The organism is Paraburkholderia strydomiana, assembly GCF_031456815.1.
GTDB lineage: Bacteria > Pseudomonadota > Gammaproteobacteria > Burkholderiales > Burkholderiaceae > Paraburkholderia > Paraburkholderia caledonica.
Window position 1 is genome coordinate 404,804 of the sequence record NZ_JAVDVL010000003.1, and the last position, 15,457, is coordinate 420,260.

Annotated in this window: 12 protein-coding genes; 7 read left to right on the plus strand and 5 right to left on the minus strand. The window is 61.9% G+C overall.

Annotated elements, in window-relative coordinates; translation table 11 throughout:
- Positions 1 to 24: 24 nt before the first annotated feature.
- The 3 genes from J2W46_RS11370 to J2W46_RS11380 all read right to left on the minus strand — a co-directional run bounded on the left by J2W46_RS11370 (position 25) and on the right by J2W46_RS11380 (position 2,640).
- A complete protein-coding gene (locus J2W46_RS11370) occupies positions 25 to 1,098 on the minus strand; it encodes a DUF6765 family protein (protein ID WP_020068187.1) in 1,074 nt (357 codons plus the stop codon).
- Positions 1,099 to 1,323: 225 nt separating this feature from the next.
- Positions 1,324 to 1,725 (minus strand): FKBP-type peptidyl-prolyl cis-trans isomerase, encoded by a 402-nt coding sequence (locus J2W46_RS11375; protein ID WP_020068186.1) that lies wholly within the window; start codon positions 1,723 to 1,725, stop codon positions 1,324 to 1,326.
- A 57-nt stretch (positions 1,726 to 1,782) separates the two neighbouring features.
- Positions 1,783 to 2,640 (minus strand): carbon-nitrogen hydrolase family protein, encoded by an 858-nt coding sequence (locus J2W46_RS11380; RefSeq protein WP_310353712.1) that lies wholly within the window; start codon positions 2,638 to 2,640, stop codon positions 1,783 to 1,785.
- Between the two features lie 170 nt (positions 2,641 to 2,810).
- On the opposite strand from J2W46_RS11380, the gene J2W46_RS11385 reads away from it, so the two are divergent.
- The 5 genes from J2W46_RS11385 to J2W46_RS11405 all read left to right on the plus strand — a co-directional run bounded on the left by J2W46_RS11385 (position 2,811) and on the right by J2W46_RS11405 (position 10,375).
- Positions 2,811 to 5,468, plus strand: coding sequence for a ligase-associated DNA damage response DEXH box helicase (locus tag J2W46_RS11385; RefSeq protein WP_310353714.1), 2,658 nt, complete (start codon positions 2,811 to 2,813; stop codon positions 5,466 to 5,468).
- Complete coding sequence (pdeM, locus tag J2W46_RS11390) at positions 5,465 to 6,127, plus strand: ligase-associated DNA damage response endonuclease PdeM (RefSeq protein WP_131318845.1); 663 nt, start codon at positions 5,465 to 5,467, stop codon at positions 6,125 to 6,127. Before J2W46_RS11385 ends, pdeM begins: the two co-directional genes overlap by 4 nt.
- Positions 6,128 to 6,461: 334 nt before the next feature.
- Positions 6,462 to 7,850 (plus strand): FAD-binding oxidoreductase, encoded by a 1,389-nt coding sequence (locus tag J2W46_RS11395; protein WP_131318847.1) that lies wholly within the window; start codon positions 6,462 to 6,464, stop codon positions 7,848 to 7,850.
- A gap of 198 nt (positions 7,851 to 8,048) precedes the next feature.
- Positions 8,049 to 8,639 carry a BPSL1445 family SYLF domain-containing lipoprotein gene (locus J2W46_RS11400; protein WP_131318849.1) on the plus strand — a complete coding sequence of 197 codons (591 nt, stop codon included), beginning with the start codon at positions 8,049 to 8,051 and terminating at the stop codon, positions 8,637 to 8,639.
- A gap of 248 nt (positions 8,640 to 8,887) precedes the next feature.
- On the plus strand, positions 8,888 to 10,375 hold the full coding sequence (locus J2W46_RS11405; RefSeq protein ID WP_310354147.1) for a SulP family inorganic anion transporter: 1,488 nt from the start codon (positions 8,888 to 8,890) through the stop codon (positions 10,373 to 10,375).
- 69 nt (positions 10,376 to 10,444) lie between these two features.
- Here J2W46_RS11405 and J2W46_RS11410 read toward each other — a convergent pair whose 3' ends face one another.
- On the minus strand, positions 10,445 to 10,984 hold the full coding sequence (locus tag J2W46_RS11410) for a YbaK/EbsC family protein (RefSeq protein ID WP_310353725.1): 540 nt from the start codon (positions 10,982 to 10,984) through the stop codon (positions 10,445 to 10,447).
- A 210-nt stretch (positions 10,985 to 11,194) separates the two neighbouring features.
- Between J2W46_RS11410 and J2W46_RS11415 the strand changes: the two genes are divergently transcribed.
- Both J2W46_RS11415 and J2W46_RS11420 read left to right on the plus strand, forming a co-directional pair.
- A complete protein-coding gene (locus J2W46_RS11415) occupies positions 11,195 to 12,520 on the plus strand; it encodes a YihY/virulence factor BrkB family protein (RefSeq protein WP_310353728.1) in 1,326 nt (441 codons plus the stop codon).
- 401 nt (positions 12,521 to 12,921) lie between these two features.
- Entirely contained in the window at positions 12,922 to 14,118 is a 1,197-nt protein-coding gene (locus J2W46_RS11420; protein ID WP_310353731.1) for a porin, read from the plus strand.
- Between the two features lie 248 nt (positions 14,119 to 14,366).
- Here J2W46_RS11420 and J2W46_RS11425 read toward each other — a convergent pair whose 3' ends face one another.
- Positions 14,367 to 15,239 carry a proteasome-type protease gene (locus tag J2W46_RS11425; RefSeq protein WP_131318853.1) on the minus strand — a complete coding sequence of 291 codons (873 nt, stop codon included), beginning with the start codon at positions 15,237 to 15,239 and terminating at the stop codon, positions 14,367 to 14,369.
- Positions 15,240 to 15,457: the final 218 nt, after the last annotated feature.

The following is a 15,457-nucleotide window of genomic DNA, read 5'->3' on the forward strand; positions in this document are numbered from 1 at the left end:
GTGAGCTTTAAAAAGCGATGCGCGTCAGGCAATCCGCAGGCCATAGGCAGGCAGAATCTCCTGGGTCGTCAAAAAACGGTGCTGTTTGACGGCGTCGTGAAAGAGCCGGTAATCGCTCTTTTCGAATGCCTCGGTCCAGACCGGTTTGTCGCCGGAGTCGTCTTCAGAACGAAGACCGGTGGCTTTGTATTTCCATGAGCCGACGCCTTTGGGGACGTAATCGGGAATGGACTCTCTCAAGCCGGGAATACCACCGTTTCTCACTACCTCGCAGACAGCGCGCAAGCGCTCGTTGTCGTCCATGATCCGGTTCGTATCGAGCAATTCCGTCACGGCCTCTTTGACGTTTTCCGGCAGCCCCGCTTCGTTTTCGAAGTCTTCTCGCCCGGCCACGTACGCGCGCACCGCGCGGCACGCCATATCCGCGGCCGCGACGAACTCGGGCAGGTTATGTCTCTGTATCAGCGTGTTGCGGCCGTCGATGTAGTGCCACTTGGCCCACGGCTGATCCGGATAGTGCAAGGCAGCACCGTGTCCGACCGGCAGTGCGAGCGTAAGAACATCTTCCTCGACGTGCTGGATCAGGTGCTGCATCGCGAGGGTGAGGTTGGCAAGCCAGCCATGACGTGTGCAATCCTGCGCCACGAGTGAATGAACCCGGTTCCCAGGACTTTCGATACCGGCAAATCCCTGATGCGCCCATGTATCGACATACGTATGAAGCGTGACGCCGAGACGATGCAAGCCCATCTCCGCGCCGCGCTGACGGATCGCTCGCCGCACGACCTCGCGCGCGACTGCGCTGTCCGCACGGCACACGGCTTTTTCCTCCAGCGTTGCGCCCACTCCTGCCGGCAGAAAATGGAACGGCGCCCATACGAGCCGGTTCTGGTCGTTCTCGGTGTTGGCGTAGTCGAACGTCTTATGGGCGGTGGCGAAGCGCTCGAACGTTTCTCCGCCCTGAAAACGGAGGATGCCCGGCGTGGTTGCGTCGTCGACATACTGGCAGGCATGGGCGACAGTCAGCGCCTCGCTAGGCGTCATCCCGCCGACTCGGGCAACGATATAGACCACGCCGTAGTGGAAGTCGATGTTCATGGCATACGCTCCTCATGCACGATGAATGACAACAACAGCATTGGTAAACGAGCGAGTGGGCGGCGACTTAAAAGCATGTCGCTGCTTGCCGGTATTCTTTCTTATTGTTCGATGATGTTTTCTGTCCGCGTGCGCCAACTGGCATTGCCCCAATGCCATGCCATAAAAAAACCCCGCTGCGTTATCCGTAGCGGGGTCTCTTTTTTCAGCGCATTGTGCGCCGCCTTATTTCACTATGTCGACCAGCTCGACTTCGAACGTCAAGTCGCTGTTCGGCGGAATAACGCCCACACCGCGGCTACCGTAGGCGGTAGCGGCTGGGCAGGTCAATTTGGCCTTGCCGCCCACTTTCATGGTCTGAACGCCCTGCGTCCAGCACGGAATCACACGGTTGAGCGGGAATGTCGCGGCGCCGCCGTGCTTTGCGGAAGCGTCGAATTCAGTGCCATTGGCAAGCGTGCCACGATAATTGACCTTGACGACATCGGTGGCCGCGGGCTGCGCGCCGGTACCCTGCACGAGGTGCTCGACGATCACGCCTGAAGGCAGCTTTTCCGTAGCCGGAGCGGCGGCCATTGCGGTGGACGAAAGTACAGTGGCAGCGAGCAGAGCAACGATTGATTTCAAAACGAATCTCCAGATGGGTAGTACAGATCATTCTAGCGCAACGACTGCTGCGTGCCGTCAGTCTATCTGCCTTATTGCATGGTCGCGCGCCGGCGCGTCGACATGCGCGGCGAAGTCCGCAAGTGCCGTTTCGCGTTGCCGGACCTCGGCAAGAACAGCGGGGTCGAGTAAAGCACTAATCACTTCTTCCCGCTCGCGACCGGCTTCTGCAATCACGTCGCCATACGGACTCCAGATCGCGCTCGCGCCACACGTATCCCAGCCGCCGGTGGTACCGATATGGTTGGACAAGAGAACATACATTGTGTTGTCGAACGCGCGTGCAGGGAACCAGATACGTGACTGGTGATAGCCGGACTTGACGCTGAATAGTCCACTGACCAGATAGGCATGCGCACCGTTCACAGCCGCATGACGTGCATGTTCGGGAAAGCCGGAGTCGTAGCACACGCCGAGCGCGAGCCGCCATCCGTCGAGTTCCAGCATGCAGCCTTGCGTGCCTGCGCGGTAGATTTCCGCTTCGCTTTTATACAGATACTGCTTGTGATAAGGCTCGACGTCTTCGCCGCGACGATCGAACACGAGCGATGAGATGTGCAGTCCATCGGCGTCGCGCGTGGCCGCGCCGACAATCGCCGCAATGGCGTGCCGGCGACACGCTTCGCGAATCGGGTCGAGGCGCGAATCCGATTGACCGAATGCGTATTCCGACGGGTCGCCCGCAATCAGGCCGGGTTCATACCCGCTCAAGAACTTCTCGGGAAAAACCACCAGTCTTGCGCCGCGGTCGGCGGCATGACCGGTCAATTCGACCGTCTTTGCTATGTTTGCCGTCACGTCCCCGCAAACCGGTTGCGCCTGCGCAGCGGCAATTTGCAATGGCACTCGAGGCAACGACGCGAGCTTGTTATTCACCGTAGACTCCGTTATCAACGCACATGTGAAGCCACGGCATTTAATCACGGATGGTCACAAAGTGGGAGTGCGAGGATATGGTGAACCAGCACGGTACATGCATGGTCCACACACAAGCTGCATTGCGAAGAATCGCTGCGATGCGAACCCGATGCTAATGAGCGCTTTCGATGAGTGAACCGGCCGATCCCGACAACCGCGAAGTTCCACCGCCTACGGCCATGCCAGAGCGGCGTCGCGCGCCCCGGCCACGACGCATTCCGCGCAGCCGCGAGCAGCAGGCGCGGCTCGACGCGCGTGAGCCGGCATTCGAGCCGCTGCCATTTGCCATCGACGAAGATGCGGCGCGCCGCCCTTTCGCCGACAAGCTTCACGCGTGGTTCGAGGCGCGCGGCTGGCAGCCTTTCGACTTTCAGCGCGAAGTCTGGCGCGAAATGGAACGAGGCGCGAGTGGGTTGCTGCACGCAACCACCGGGGCGGGCAAGACGTGGGCCGTGTGGTTCGGCGCGCTCGCCGCCCTTGCGTCGAGCGCGTCGTCCGCGCCCACTGCCACCCGAAAACGAGCGCCGGTTACTCAGCCCGAACCACTCACGGTTCTCTGGATCACGCCGATGCGCGCACTCGCGGCCGACACCGCGCGTGCACTGCAAAGCTCGGCAACCGAACTGGCTGTGCCATGGACAGTGGGTCTGCGAACCGGCGACACATCGTCCGCAGAACGTGCGCGGCAGAATCGGCGCATGCCGTCCGCGCTGATCACCACACCCGAGAGCCTGTCGCTCATTCTCACGCGAGCCGACGCACGCGAAGTACTGTCGCACCTCAAATTCGTGATCGTCGACGAATGGCATGAGTTGCTCGGCAACAAGCGCGGCACGCAGACGCAACTCGCGCTTGCGCGGCTCGCGCACTGGAGACCGGAACTGCAGGTGTGGGGTTTGTCGGCGACACTCGGCAATCTTCCTTTCGCGGCCGAAGTACTCCTCGCGCCTGTCAGAACGCCGCGCGTGAGCGTGCACGGCAAGCTGCCCAAAGCATTGATCGTCGATACGGTTATTCCGGAAACCATCGAACCGTTTCCGTGGGGCGGTCATATGGGCATGCGGCAGGTCGAGGCGGTCGCCGATGCCATTGGCGAAGCGCATACGTCGCTCGTATTTACGAACACCCGCTCGCAATGCGAGGTCTGGTATCAGGCACTGCTCGAAGCGCGGCCCGAATGGGCGGGTGCAATTGCATTGCATCACGGCTCGCTCGATCAGGAAGTCCGCGAGTGGGTCGAGCGCGGCTTGAAGAGCGGCTTGTTAAAAGTAGTTGTATGTACATCGAGCCTGGATCTGGGCGTCGACTTTCTGCCGGTGGAGCGTGTATTCCAGATCGGCTCGCCCAAAGGCGTCGCGCGTTTGATGCAGCGTGCCGGCCGCTCCGGCCACGCGCCGGGGCGGCCGTCGCGGGTGACGATCGTGCCCACGCACGCGCTAGAACTCGTCGAAGCGGCTGCGGCGCGGGAAGCGGTTGAAAAGCGGCAAATAGAAGGCCGCGAAACGCCGGAAAAGCCGTTCGACGTCCTGGTTCAACACCTGGTGACCGTGGCAATCGGCGGCGGTTTCGACGCGCGTGAGCTTTACGATGAAATTCGCGCCGCGTATGCGTACCGGCATCTCACGCAAAATGAATTCGATTGGGCACTAGGCTTCGTCGAGGGCGGCGGCACCGCGTTGCGAGCGTATCCCGACTACCATCGCGTGGTGCGCGAAAGCGACGGCTTGTACCGCGTGCCACGCGAGGACCTCGTGCGACGGCATCGCAACAACGTCGGCACTATCGTCGCAAACGGCACGCTGAATGTCGCTTATCTCGCGGGCGGACGCATCGGCGCAATAGAAGAGTCTTTTGTTTCGCGACTTAAGCCGGGCGACATCTTTACCTTTGGCGGACGGGCGCTGGAACTGATTCGGGTCCAGGACATGACCGCATGGGTCAAGCGCGCGACGTCTGGACGCGGTGCAATGCCCCAATGGGCGGGCAGCCGCATGCCGCTTTCCTCTGAACTCGCCGAGGCGACATTGACAATGCTCGCGCGCGCCGCGGACGGCATCTATAACGAACCGGAAATGCGCGCGGTTCGACCGCTGCTCGAATTGCAGCAGAGGTGGTCGGCGTTGCCGGAGCCCGGCGTTCTGGTCGCAGAAGTACTGAAATCGCGCGAAGGGCACCACTTTTTCTGTTATCCATTTGCAGGGCGCACGGCGCATATCGGTCTCGGCGCATTGCTCGCATGGAGAGTGGCGCGAGAGAAACCGGGCACGTTCTCCATTTCAATGAACGACTACGGTTTCGAGCTGTTGTCCGCGCAACCATTCGACTGGGCTGCGGAACTCGAAAGCGGTTTGCTGTCCCCTGAAGAACTCGACCACGACATACTTGCGAGCCTCAATTCGTCGGAGCTTTCCAAACGGCGTTTCCGCGAAATTGCGCGGGTGTCGGGCCTAGTATTCCAGGGACATCCGGGCCAGCAAAAGAGCGCGCGGCAATTGCAGGCTTCCAGCGGCCTGTTTTACGATATCTTCCGCAACCACGACAGCGGCAATTTACTACTCAATCAGGCAGACGCCGAAGTGCTGTTGCAAGAACTCGACGCCAAACGCATTCGCTCCGCGCTCGAACGGATGAATGAAAGCCGCCTCGTTCTCACGCGCCCGAAAAAACCAACGCCGTTTGCGTTCCCGCTGATAGTTGGACGCTTACGCGAAAAGGTCAGCACGGAGAAGCTCGCGGATCGCGTCGAGCGAATGCTCGCGGAACTGGAAAAGGCGGCTCGCACATGAAGCCTGCTTCGTTGCAGGTCGACATCGCCGGACACGCGCTCGTGCTGTCGAGCCTGCGCGCCGCGTTCGATCCCGCGCTGCGCTGCCTTTTCGTTGCGGATGCGCATTTCGGCAAGGACGCGGTATTCCGCGCGCGCGGCGTTCCCGTGCCAGTCGGCTCGACTGCCGACAACCTGATGCGCCTCGACATTCTGATCGCCGAATTCGAACCGACCACGCTCGTTTTTCTCGGCGATCTGCTGCATGCGCGCGAGGCACACGCCGACGAAATGCTCAATGCGTTGCACGTCTGGCGCGCCCGGCATGCGGCTTTGCGGGTCGTGCTGGTCGAAGGCAATCACGATCGGCATGCGGGCGCCTTGCCCGCTACACTCAATGTCGACTATGTGCAGGAGCCTTGGCGAATAGGACCGTGGGCGTTGTGTCACCACCCACAGAATGTCGAAGGTGCTTATGCACTCGCCGGCCATTTGCATCCCGTCTATCGAATCGCAACACGCAACGACTCGGTTCGCGTGCCGTGCTTTCGTTTCGGCCCGCGACACGGCGTATTGCCCGCATTCGGCAGCTTTACCGGCGGCGCACGCGAAGACGGCCGCGCCAGTGGCGAAAGAGTCTTTCTCGTGGTTCACGAGAAAGTGATCGAGGTGCCTCGCTGATCGTGCGGGCTGCACACGGCTGCGTCGTTTTGTCATATGTGTCGTAGCGCAACGCTCGCACAACTGCCGACCCAACACTTTCAGACACGCCCTTTTCCGCAAGCACATGCACCATTGACCACGCGAGCGCCGCTGTAGTGCCGCCTCGTGTCTGTGAACGCCCGCGCTGCGGGCTTCCGCACGAGCGTCGAGCCGCACGCGGGTTTACGTGCGTTTGACTAAATAAGACAGCCCCGTTTACTGAACGCTGAACCAAGCTGTCAAGATTCTTGCGATCTACCTGGTCAGTCAACGGTGCTCGACGAGCGCCCTCACCAAACCTTGGAGACAAACCATGGCTCACGTGTCGAACAGCGCCATCGAGGAACTGAAAACCGCTGTACGCGGGCAGCTGATGTTGCCCGACGATGCCGGTTTTGACGAAGCACGCAGCATCTGGAATGCAATGATCGACCGGCGCCCTGCGATGATCCTGCGCTGCGCCGGTGTCGCCGATGTGCGGCGCGGCGTAGCCTTCGCGCGCGACAACGGTCTGCCGCTTGCGATTCGCGGCGGCGGTCATAACATTGCCGGCAGCGCCTTGTGCGACGACGGTCTCGTGCTGGATTTCTCGCTGATGAAATCCGTGCGAATCGACCCCTTCGCGAAACGCGCGTACGTCGAACCGGGCGCGACGCTCGCCGACTTCGACCATGAAGCGCAGGCCTTCGGACTCGCGACGCCGCTGGGCATCAACTCGACTACGGGCGTCGCAGGCTTGACGCTGGGTGGCGGTTTTGGCTGGCTTAGCCGCAGATACGGCATGACGGTGGACAACCTGATTTCAGCCGACGTCGTCACCGCCGATGGAGAATTGCTGCGCGCCAGCGCCGAATCGAATGAAGACCTGTTCTGGGCGATTCGCGGCGGCGGCGGCAACTTCGGCGTGGTTACGTCATTTGTGTTCGAGCTGCATCCGGTAGGACCGATGGTGTTCGGCGGACTCGTCGTATTACCGCTCGATCAGGCGCGGGACGCGCTCGTCAAATATCGCGCAGCAACGCCGGACATGCCGGACGAACTCAGTGTGTGGGCCGTTCTGCGCCTTGCGCCGCCCCTGCCGTTCTTGCCCTCCGACGTGCACGGCAAGCCTGTCATTATCTTCGCGATGTGCTACACGGGGCCGACAGCGAACGGTCCTTCGGCCGTCGCGCCAGTGAAAACCTTCGGCACACCGGTCGGCGAACATCTCGGCGAAATGCCGTACGCGATGTGGCAAAAGGCGTTCGACCCGTTGCTCGCGCCGGGATCGCGCAACTACTGGAAGTCCCACAACCTCGCCAGCATCGACGATGGCCTGATCGAGGCACTGCTTCAGTCGATCCAGAATCTGCCGTCTCCGCAGTGCGAAATTTTCTTTGGGCAGATTGGCGCACAAACGCAACGCGTACCGGTGAACGCGACAGCGTATTCGAGTCGCGATACTCAATACGCGATGAACGTGCATGGCCGCTGGGAAGATCCCGCCGACGACGACCGTTGCATATCCTGGGCGCGCGCATTCTTCGACGCATCGGCGCCATTCTCGCTCGGCAGCGTCTATGTCAACTTCATGACGCAAGAAGAAGCGGGCCGCGTCGCCGACGCGTATGGTCCGAATTACGAACGGCTTGTAGCCGTGAAAAGCCGTTATGACCCGCACAATCTATTCAGTCACAACCAGAACATTCGCCCGGCCGTGTAGCAGGGGAACGTGGAATTCGACATACCCGCCGGCGCGGACCCCGCGCCACGCGGGCCTCCATGCCGCCCTTGCGCACGCGGCATGCGCAGGCACAGGAAATGCTGCATCATCATGGACACCGGTCTATGGCCGGCGTCATGGCATTACCGTTTCATCGATAAAGAAAAACCACCTCGATAACGTAAAAGGACAAATAACATGCGCAGACGACAATTCATCACGACGGCCGGCGCGGCTTTCGCTACCGCGGGTCTCGGCCTCGCCGGTTGCACCACCACGTCCTCGTCTTCGAACGCGTCGGCGTCCGCCAACGCCAGCAAGCGCGACACGATCAACGCGGGTGTCGATTCAACGCTGTCGCGTCTGTATGCGAACGTCGGCGGCTCGCGTGAACTCGTGGCGAAAGCGCGCGGGGTGCTGGTGTTTCCGTCGGTGATCTCCGCGGGCTTCTGGGTCGGCGGCCAATATGGCGAAGGCGCATTGCGCGTGGGTGGCCGCACGAGCGGCTACTACAGCACGGTGGCCGGCTCGTTCGGCTTGCAGATCGGCGCACAGTCGAAAGCGCTCATCTTCCTCTTCATGACGCAGGAAGCACTCGACAAATTCCTCAATAGCCAGGGCTGGGCAGCCGGTGCAGACGCAACCGTTGCCGTGCTGAAGGTCGGCGCAAACGGCGCGATCGATACGTCGACCGCGACGAGCCCGGTTGAAGCATTCGTTTTGACGAACGGCGGCCTGATGGCCGGCGTATCGCTCGAAGGCACGAAGGTCTCGCGCCTGATCATCTGATCGACGTGAGAAGCCACGCGGCCGCATTGTGGACCGCGTGGCGACGGACTTGCGCTTCCTCCCGCGCGATTCAGCGCAATCCACCGCGAACGCTGAGAGCGTCACCGGCCAAAACCGCTGACCTGCTGTAAAATCCACCCCTTTCGCAAACGCCCGGCCCCCGAAACACCTCAGGCCAGGACGCTCATGTTGCCAGGCATCCGCATCTGCAGATGCAACGTTCGCCGCGGCAAACCACCTCGCTCAAGATGAATACCGCTAGCCCTACTCACGGTTGGCCCGCAAGGCTTTCCGGAATCCGCGCCAATGTGCTCGCGGGTCTGACCTCGTCGTTCGCGCTGGTTCCCGAATGCATCGCGTTCGCGCTGGTCGCGCACCTCAATCCGCTCATGGGCTTGTATGGCGCGTTCTTCATCTGCACGATCACTGCGCTCTTCGGCGGCCGTCCGGGAATGATTTCGGGCGCGGCCGGGTCGATGGCGGTTGTTATCGTGGCGCTGGTCGTTCAGCACGGCGCACAGTATCTGCTCGCTACCGTCATACTCAGCGGCGTTCTGATGGTGCTGTTCGGCGCATTACGGCTCGGCAAACTGATCCGCATGGTCCCGCATCCGGTCATGCTCGGTTTCGTCAACGGACTCGCGATCGTGATTGCCACCGCGCAGCTCGCGCATTTCCGGCAGAGCACGCCGCAAGGCGAAGCATGGCTGCACGGCAGCGCGCTCGCGATGATGTGCGGCCTCGTCGCGCTCACCATGCTGATCGTTTATGTACTGCCGCGCGTCACGCGGGCAGCGCCGCCCGCACTGGTAGCGATCGTCGGCGTGGGCGTATTTGCGCAACTGCTGCATCTCCCTACTCGCACGCTCGGCGATATGGCGCACATCGCGGGCGGGCTGCCGGGTTTCAATCTGCCGGACGTCCCGCTGAACCTGGAGACGCTGCAAGTCGTGCTGCCGTATGCGGTGCTGATCGCAGTTGTCGGTCTGCTGGAAACGCTGCTGACATTCAACCTGACCGATGAGATCACCGAGACCCGCGGTCAGCCGAACCGCGAGTGTCTCGCGTTGGGCGCGGCGAATATCGCCTCGGGTCTGTTCGGCGGCATGGGCGGTTGCGCGATGATCGGCCAGACGATGATCAATCTGAATTCGGGGGGACGCTCACGCCTTTCGGGCATTGTCAGCGGCGTGATGATCCTGATGTACATCCTGTTTCTGTCGCCGCTCATCGAACGCATCCCTCTGGCGGCGCTAGTCGGCGTGATGTTCGTGGTCGCGCAGCAGACTTTCGCATGGGGTTCGCTGCGCTTGCTCGGCAAAGTGCCGCGCAACGACGCACTCGTGATCATTGCGGTCACGCTCATCACCGTGTTTTCCGATCTGGCGATCGCCGTGCTGTGCGGCATCCTGATCGCGGCGCTGAACTTCGCGTGGCAGCACGCGCGCGAAGTTCACGTGCATATCGAAGACCGCGCCGACAATAGAACCTATGTGCCGCGCGGCACGCTGTTCTTCGCTTCCACCGCGCGTTTTCACGAGTTGTTCGATCCGCAGCAAGATCCGGCGGACGTCACGATCGATTGCAGTCATCTGCTGCTCGCAGATCATTCCGCGCTTGCGGCGCTGCAAGGTCTTTACGAGCGTTATCGCAAAGCCGGCAAACAGCTTCGCGTGAAGAACCTTTCCGAGCATAACCGGCGGTTGCTGAGCCGCGCGGGTGTCGGGTTCGCCTGAGGGTTCGCCTCAGGGGGCTCATGCCTCGTTCTCATGCGGCGTGCTTTTGGATGGGCACGCCGACGAGATTCACTCCGCGGGCAACGTCAGGTCGGCCACCTCGCAACGCGGCCACTGACGCAACACGTGGGGCGCCAGCAGAAGCTTCGCCGCGCGGATGCCCGCGCCCATGACGATCTGCGCGCGCTCCATCACGGCGGCATCGACGAGAATGCGCCAGTCCGCCGGCAATCCGAAAGTCGTAATGCCGCCGAACTCCATTGCGCTCAATTCGACCGCCACCTCGCGCTTGGCGAACGACAGCCGCTGCGCGCCGAGCGCCGCCTTCACCGCGCCGTTGACGTCGAGCCGCAACGACCCAAGCGAAACGAGCGCCGCATAGTGCTCGCCGCCGTCTCTTTTATAGCGCACCACGATCGTATTCGCGCAGTCTTCAAGACCAAAACCGTAGCGCGCGCTGAAGGCGGCGGTGTCCGAAGCGTCGTCGGTCACGGAGAAAACCGTTACGCCTTGCGGCGGCAACTGCGCGAGAACATGCGCGGGCAAATGCGCTCCGAGTTCTTCTGCGGGGATCACGTCCAACTGCGTTAAGGCTTCGTGCGAATGCATGGCAGTCTATAAAAGTAGATGAGGTAAGCCATCGCATTCTAGCGTCTAGCGGCAATGCGCATCGGCGCGTGGCCGAGCGGCTCGCGGACTAACGCGCTTGCTATAGTCACAGGCACAAGGTTTGCGGAAGACAGCGATACGCGGCTGCGCCGCGCTGGCCGAACGGTTCGCGCGTACCGGCCGGCGCCCGTACCCATCGAGACTTCGACCATGGACATCGACACGCTTTCCGCCGAGAACCTTCAGCACGCGGCTCGCCAGCAAGCGAACTGGGCAATCGGAGCGCTCAAGCAGTTCTCCGAAGACCGCTGCACGGCAATGGCAGCGAGCATTGCGTTCTACGCCGCGTTTTCCCTCGCGCCGACCCTCGTCATGGTGATCGCCGTGGCGGGCTGGTTCTTCGGCGCCGAGGCCGCGCGCGGTGAACTGTTCGACCACATCCACGGGCTGCTCGGCGACCAGGCCGCGGCGGGCGTGCAGACCATCGTCGAGAACGCGCACCACAGCGGCAGCGCGGGCGGCGTCGCGGCCATCATCTCATTCTCGATGCTGGCAATCGGCGCGTCCGCCACTTTCTCGTCGCTCAACAGCGCTCTTAACGTCGTGTGGCCGAACACCGGTCCACGCACATCGAGCGTGATCGCGCTGGTGCGCGTGCGCCTGATCTCGTTCGGCCTGGTGCTCGGCGTCGCGTTTCTGCTGATCGTCTCCCTCGTGCTCGATACGGTGATCACGTTCATCGGCAAATGGCTGTGGGGCGACTCGCCGTATGTCGTGATCGGCAATCTGCTGCAACTCGGCGTGGGTTTGCTGGTGCTTGCGTTTGCGTTCGCCGGCCTGCTCAAATTCCTGCCGGATGCGAAGGTACGTTGGCGCGATGCGCTGGTCGGCGGGGCCGTGGCGGCGGTGCTGTTTTCGGCCGGCAAGAAGCTGTTCGCGCTCTATCTCGCGCACGCCGGCATGGCAAGCTCGTTCGGCGCGGCGGGATCGCTCGCCGTGCTGCTGATGTGGCTGTACTTCTCGGCCGCCGTGCTGCTGCTCGGCGCTGAGTTTTCGGCCGCGCGGGGCCGTCTCAACGACCCGCGCGGCGGCTGGGGCATGCAGGCCGACTCGCCGCCGGGCAGCCGCGCGAAACTCGCATCGGTGCTGGCGGCGTCGACGGTGCCGGCAAACGCGGCCTTGCACGCTGGCGCCGAAGCTTCCGGCAGCGACGTGCCGACGGCTTCGCTCGACAGCGCCCACGCGGAGCCGGGCGCCGGCACGCATGCGGCTTACGACTTACGCCGCATGCAACTGCGCAAGAAGGCGTCCGCGCGCGCGACCGCGCTGAACGTCGGACGCTCGGTAATCTCGGCGGAGGCGCAAGCGACCCATCTCGCCGCAGTCACGTTGCTCGGGGCGAGCCGCAAAGCGGTCGAGGCAGATCGCTACGTGCGCAAGCACCCGTGGAAATCAGTCGCCCTGGCAGCGGCTGCCGGCCTCGCGGCGGCCACCATCGCGCGTCACAACCGGGACGACGACGTTGCGCCAAAGTAGCGCAACGACTGTTGCGACCGTTTTTGCCCCGCAATGGTGCGCATTGATCACAATCGGGCCGGCATGTCTAGTCCGCTTTTCGGCGTAGTCGTTCCGCGCCTGCCTCGACCCGCTCCAAAACCCGTAGTCTCTGTTTAGACGACTTTATTACAGTTTACTTACGCATAATTGCCTAAACGGCCGGTTCCGATGCGGTCCGAGTCAATGAAACAACAATAATGCGAACACAACGAATCAATATTGCGAAAAAAGAAACAATCCCAAAGCCGCTTTAAATACAAGGCTTTGCGACGATTGTCGGTTTTTGGCGACACTCTTTTTTTTCCAGTTCTTACCGATTGACGCCCTGAGCTATTCTCCTTTCCGCAACAAGTAAACTAATCATCTGCGTGGAGAATTGGATGAAACGAATCGCACTGTCTACCCTCTCGTTGGCGCTCCTCGGCGTTACCGGCGCTGCACACGCTCAAAGCAGCGTGACCCTGTACGGCTTGATCGATGAATCGATCCAGTTCGCGCACAACACCGCAGTTACCGACGCGACGGGCACCCACAACACGAACCAAGTGGGCCTGGTTGCAGGCAACCTGCAGGGCAGCCGCTGGGGCTTGAAGGGTACGGAAGATCTGGGCGGCGGTCTGAAGGCGATTTTCCAGTTGGAAAACGGCTTTGATCCGAACAACGGCCGTCTGGGCCAAGGCGGCCGCATGTTCGGTCGTCAGGCATATGTCGGCCTGACCGGCGATCAGTGGGGTACGGTCACGTTGGGTCGCCAGTATGACCCGCTGGTCGACTTGGTCCAGCCGCTGACGGGCGACAACTTCTTCGGCTCGACGTTCACGACGCCGGGCGACGTGGACAACAACGACAACTCGTCGCGTACGAACAGCGCCATCAAGTACACCTCGCCGGTGTGGGGCGGCTTCCAGTTCGAAGGTATGTACGCACTGGGCGGCGTCGCTGGTCAAACGGGTTCGGGTCAATCGTGGGCAGGCGCTGCAACGTATGGCACGGGTCCGTTCAGCATTGCAGCCGGCTACTTCCACATGAGCAACGGCAACACGCTGGCTAGCCGCACGGCTGGCACGCCGCCGTCGGCTGGCTGGAACGGCAGCACGTCGGACGGCACGTTCGACAACCAGGTCAACGGCGCATACGCCGCTGCCAAGTCGATCGGTATCGCTTCGGTTGCTGTTCAATACGTAGCAGGCCCGTTCACGGCTAACCTTCGCTACAGCAACGCGCAGTACAAGCCGGACGCGTTCTCGGGCTTCGGTTCGACCGAGAAGTACAACGTCGGCGGCGCATACCTGGGCTACCAGGCAACGCCGGCAATGCTGGTTGGCGTTGGCTACATCTACACGAAGGCTAGCGGCGACGCGAGCGCAACGTATCACCAGGTTTCCCTGGGCGGCGACTACAACCTGTCGAAGCGCACGGACATCTACCTGGTCGGTGCTTACCAGCACGCCAGCGGCGATCAGCGTGCTTCGACCGGCGCATTGGTCAGCGCAGGCGCGGCAATCGGTTCGTACGGTTACAACTCGGCTTCGAGCTCGCAAGAAATCGTCAGCCTGGGTATTCGCCACAAGTTCTAATCGAGCTTGGTGGACTGCTGAAGCTTACGCAGTTTGAAACCAGCCACGGGCGAAAGCCGGTGGCTGGTTTTTTTTCGTCCGTTGCTTCTGGCTAACGTTCTCAACAGTTGAGCGGAATGCAAAAGGAAAAGGCCGCCGACGCACCCGCCAAGCGAGCTTGTGACGACCTTTTACTCCGATCACATCGCAGATCTGCGCCGCGTCGATTGCGACGCGCAGCCATGAGCAAACACGAAACCGCCCAACAACTACCTGCGCTGCGCCTTGCCCTTCTCCGCCTGCGCCAGAGTCTGCGCGGGCCTTGCGTCGAGATCGTGCTCCACGCCATCAGCACCCACCGGCGCGCGATGCATGACAAGCGCGCGCTCGCGCTGCAGCATCGGCACATTGGGCGATTCGTGCCAGTCGGGATCGGGGATCTCGCCGAACACCTGACGCAGCCGCTCGCCCCACGTGCGATGAATCATCTCGAAGTAGGCGTTGTCGTGATCGATGGACACGAAACGCGTGACCCGCAGCGAATCTTTCTCATAAACCAGCAGATCGAGCGGCAGCCCGACCGACAGGTTCGAGCGCAACGTCGAGTCCATTGAGATGAGCGCGCACTTCGCGGCTTCGTCGAGCGGCGTGGACGGCGTGAGCACCCGGTCGATAATCGGCTTGCCGTACTTCGCCTCGCCGATCTGGAAATACGGGTTGACCGCCGAGGCCTCGATGAAGTTGCCCGCCGCATAGATCATGAACAATCGCGGCCGGTTGTTGGCAATCTGCCCGCCGAGAATAAAGCTGCAATTGAAGTCGACGCCGAATTCCTGCAGCGCTTCCGCCTCCCGCTGATGCACGCAACGCACCGCGCGGCCGATCACGCGCGCCGCGTCAGCCATGGTGGGCGCGCTCCAGAGCGTGGGCTGCGACGGATCGCTCGGCTCCGACAGTTCGTGCAACACCGCCTGCGTCAGCGACAGATTGCCCGCGCCGAGCAGCACCAGCATGCGTTCGCCCGGCTGCTCGAACACGGACATCTTGCGGGCGGTGCTGATGTGGTCGACGCCCGCATTGGTCCGCGTGTCCGAAAGGAACACGAGACCCTCGTCGACGGACATCGCTACACAGTAAGTCATAAGAGAGGATACCCGCGAAAAACGACTGAACGGCGCTATTGTAATGCGGCGCAGATGCGCCTCTTCACCGTATTACGGCCTCGGCCGGTTTGTTCTTGATAGTGGCGAACACCGGCACGGCCGGACAGCCGCTGTGGGCGCTACGCGGAACGTCAAGCGGGATAGCACGCGCGCTCGACAAGCGCCCGCACAAAACAGGCTCGCGTGCCCGGCAATTG

Bases quoted from the DNA above. Each gene is read 5' to 3' on its own strand.
- J2W46_RS11370 (WP_020068187.1), bottom strand. From the start codon at position 1,098: ATGAACATCGACTTCCACTACGGCGTGGTCTATATCGTTGCCCGAGTC.
- J2W46_RS11385 (WP_310353714.1), top strand. From the start codon at position 2,811: ATGAGTGAACCGGCCGATCCCGACAACCGCGAAGTTCCACCGCCTACG.
- pdeM (WP_131318845.1), top strand. From the start codon at position 5,465: ATGAAGCCTGCTTCGTTGCAGGTCGACATCGCCGGACACGCGCTCGTG.
- J2W46_RS11395 (WP_131318847.1), top strand. From the start codon at position 6,462: ATGGCTCACGTGTCGAACAGCGCCATCGAGGAACTGAAAACCGCTGTA.
- J2W46_RS11400 (WP_131318849.1), top strand. From the start codon at position 8,049: ATGCGCAGACGACAATTCATCACGACGGCCGGCGCGGCTTTCGCTACC.
- J2W46_RS11405 (WP_310354147.1), top strand. From the start codon at position 8,888: ATGAATACCGCTAGCCCTACTCACGGTTGGCCCGCAAGGCTTTCCGGA.
- J2W46_RS11410 (WP_310353725.1), bottom strand. From the start codon at position 10,984: ATGCATTCGCACGAAGCCTTAACGCAGTTGGACGTGATCCCCGCAGAA.
- J2W46_RS11415 (WP_310353728.1), top strand. From the start codon at position 11,195: ATGGACATCGACACGCTTTCCGCCGAGAACCTTCAGCACGCGGCTCGC.
- J2W46_RS11420 (WP_310353731.1), top strand. From the start codon at position 12,922: ATGAAACGAATCGCACTGTCTACCCTCTCGTTGGCGCTCCTCGGCGTT.
- J2W46_RS11425 (WP_131318853.1), bottom strand. From the start codon at position 15,239: ATGACTTACTGTGTAGCGATGTCCGTCGACGAGGGTCTCGTGTTCCTT.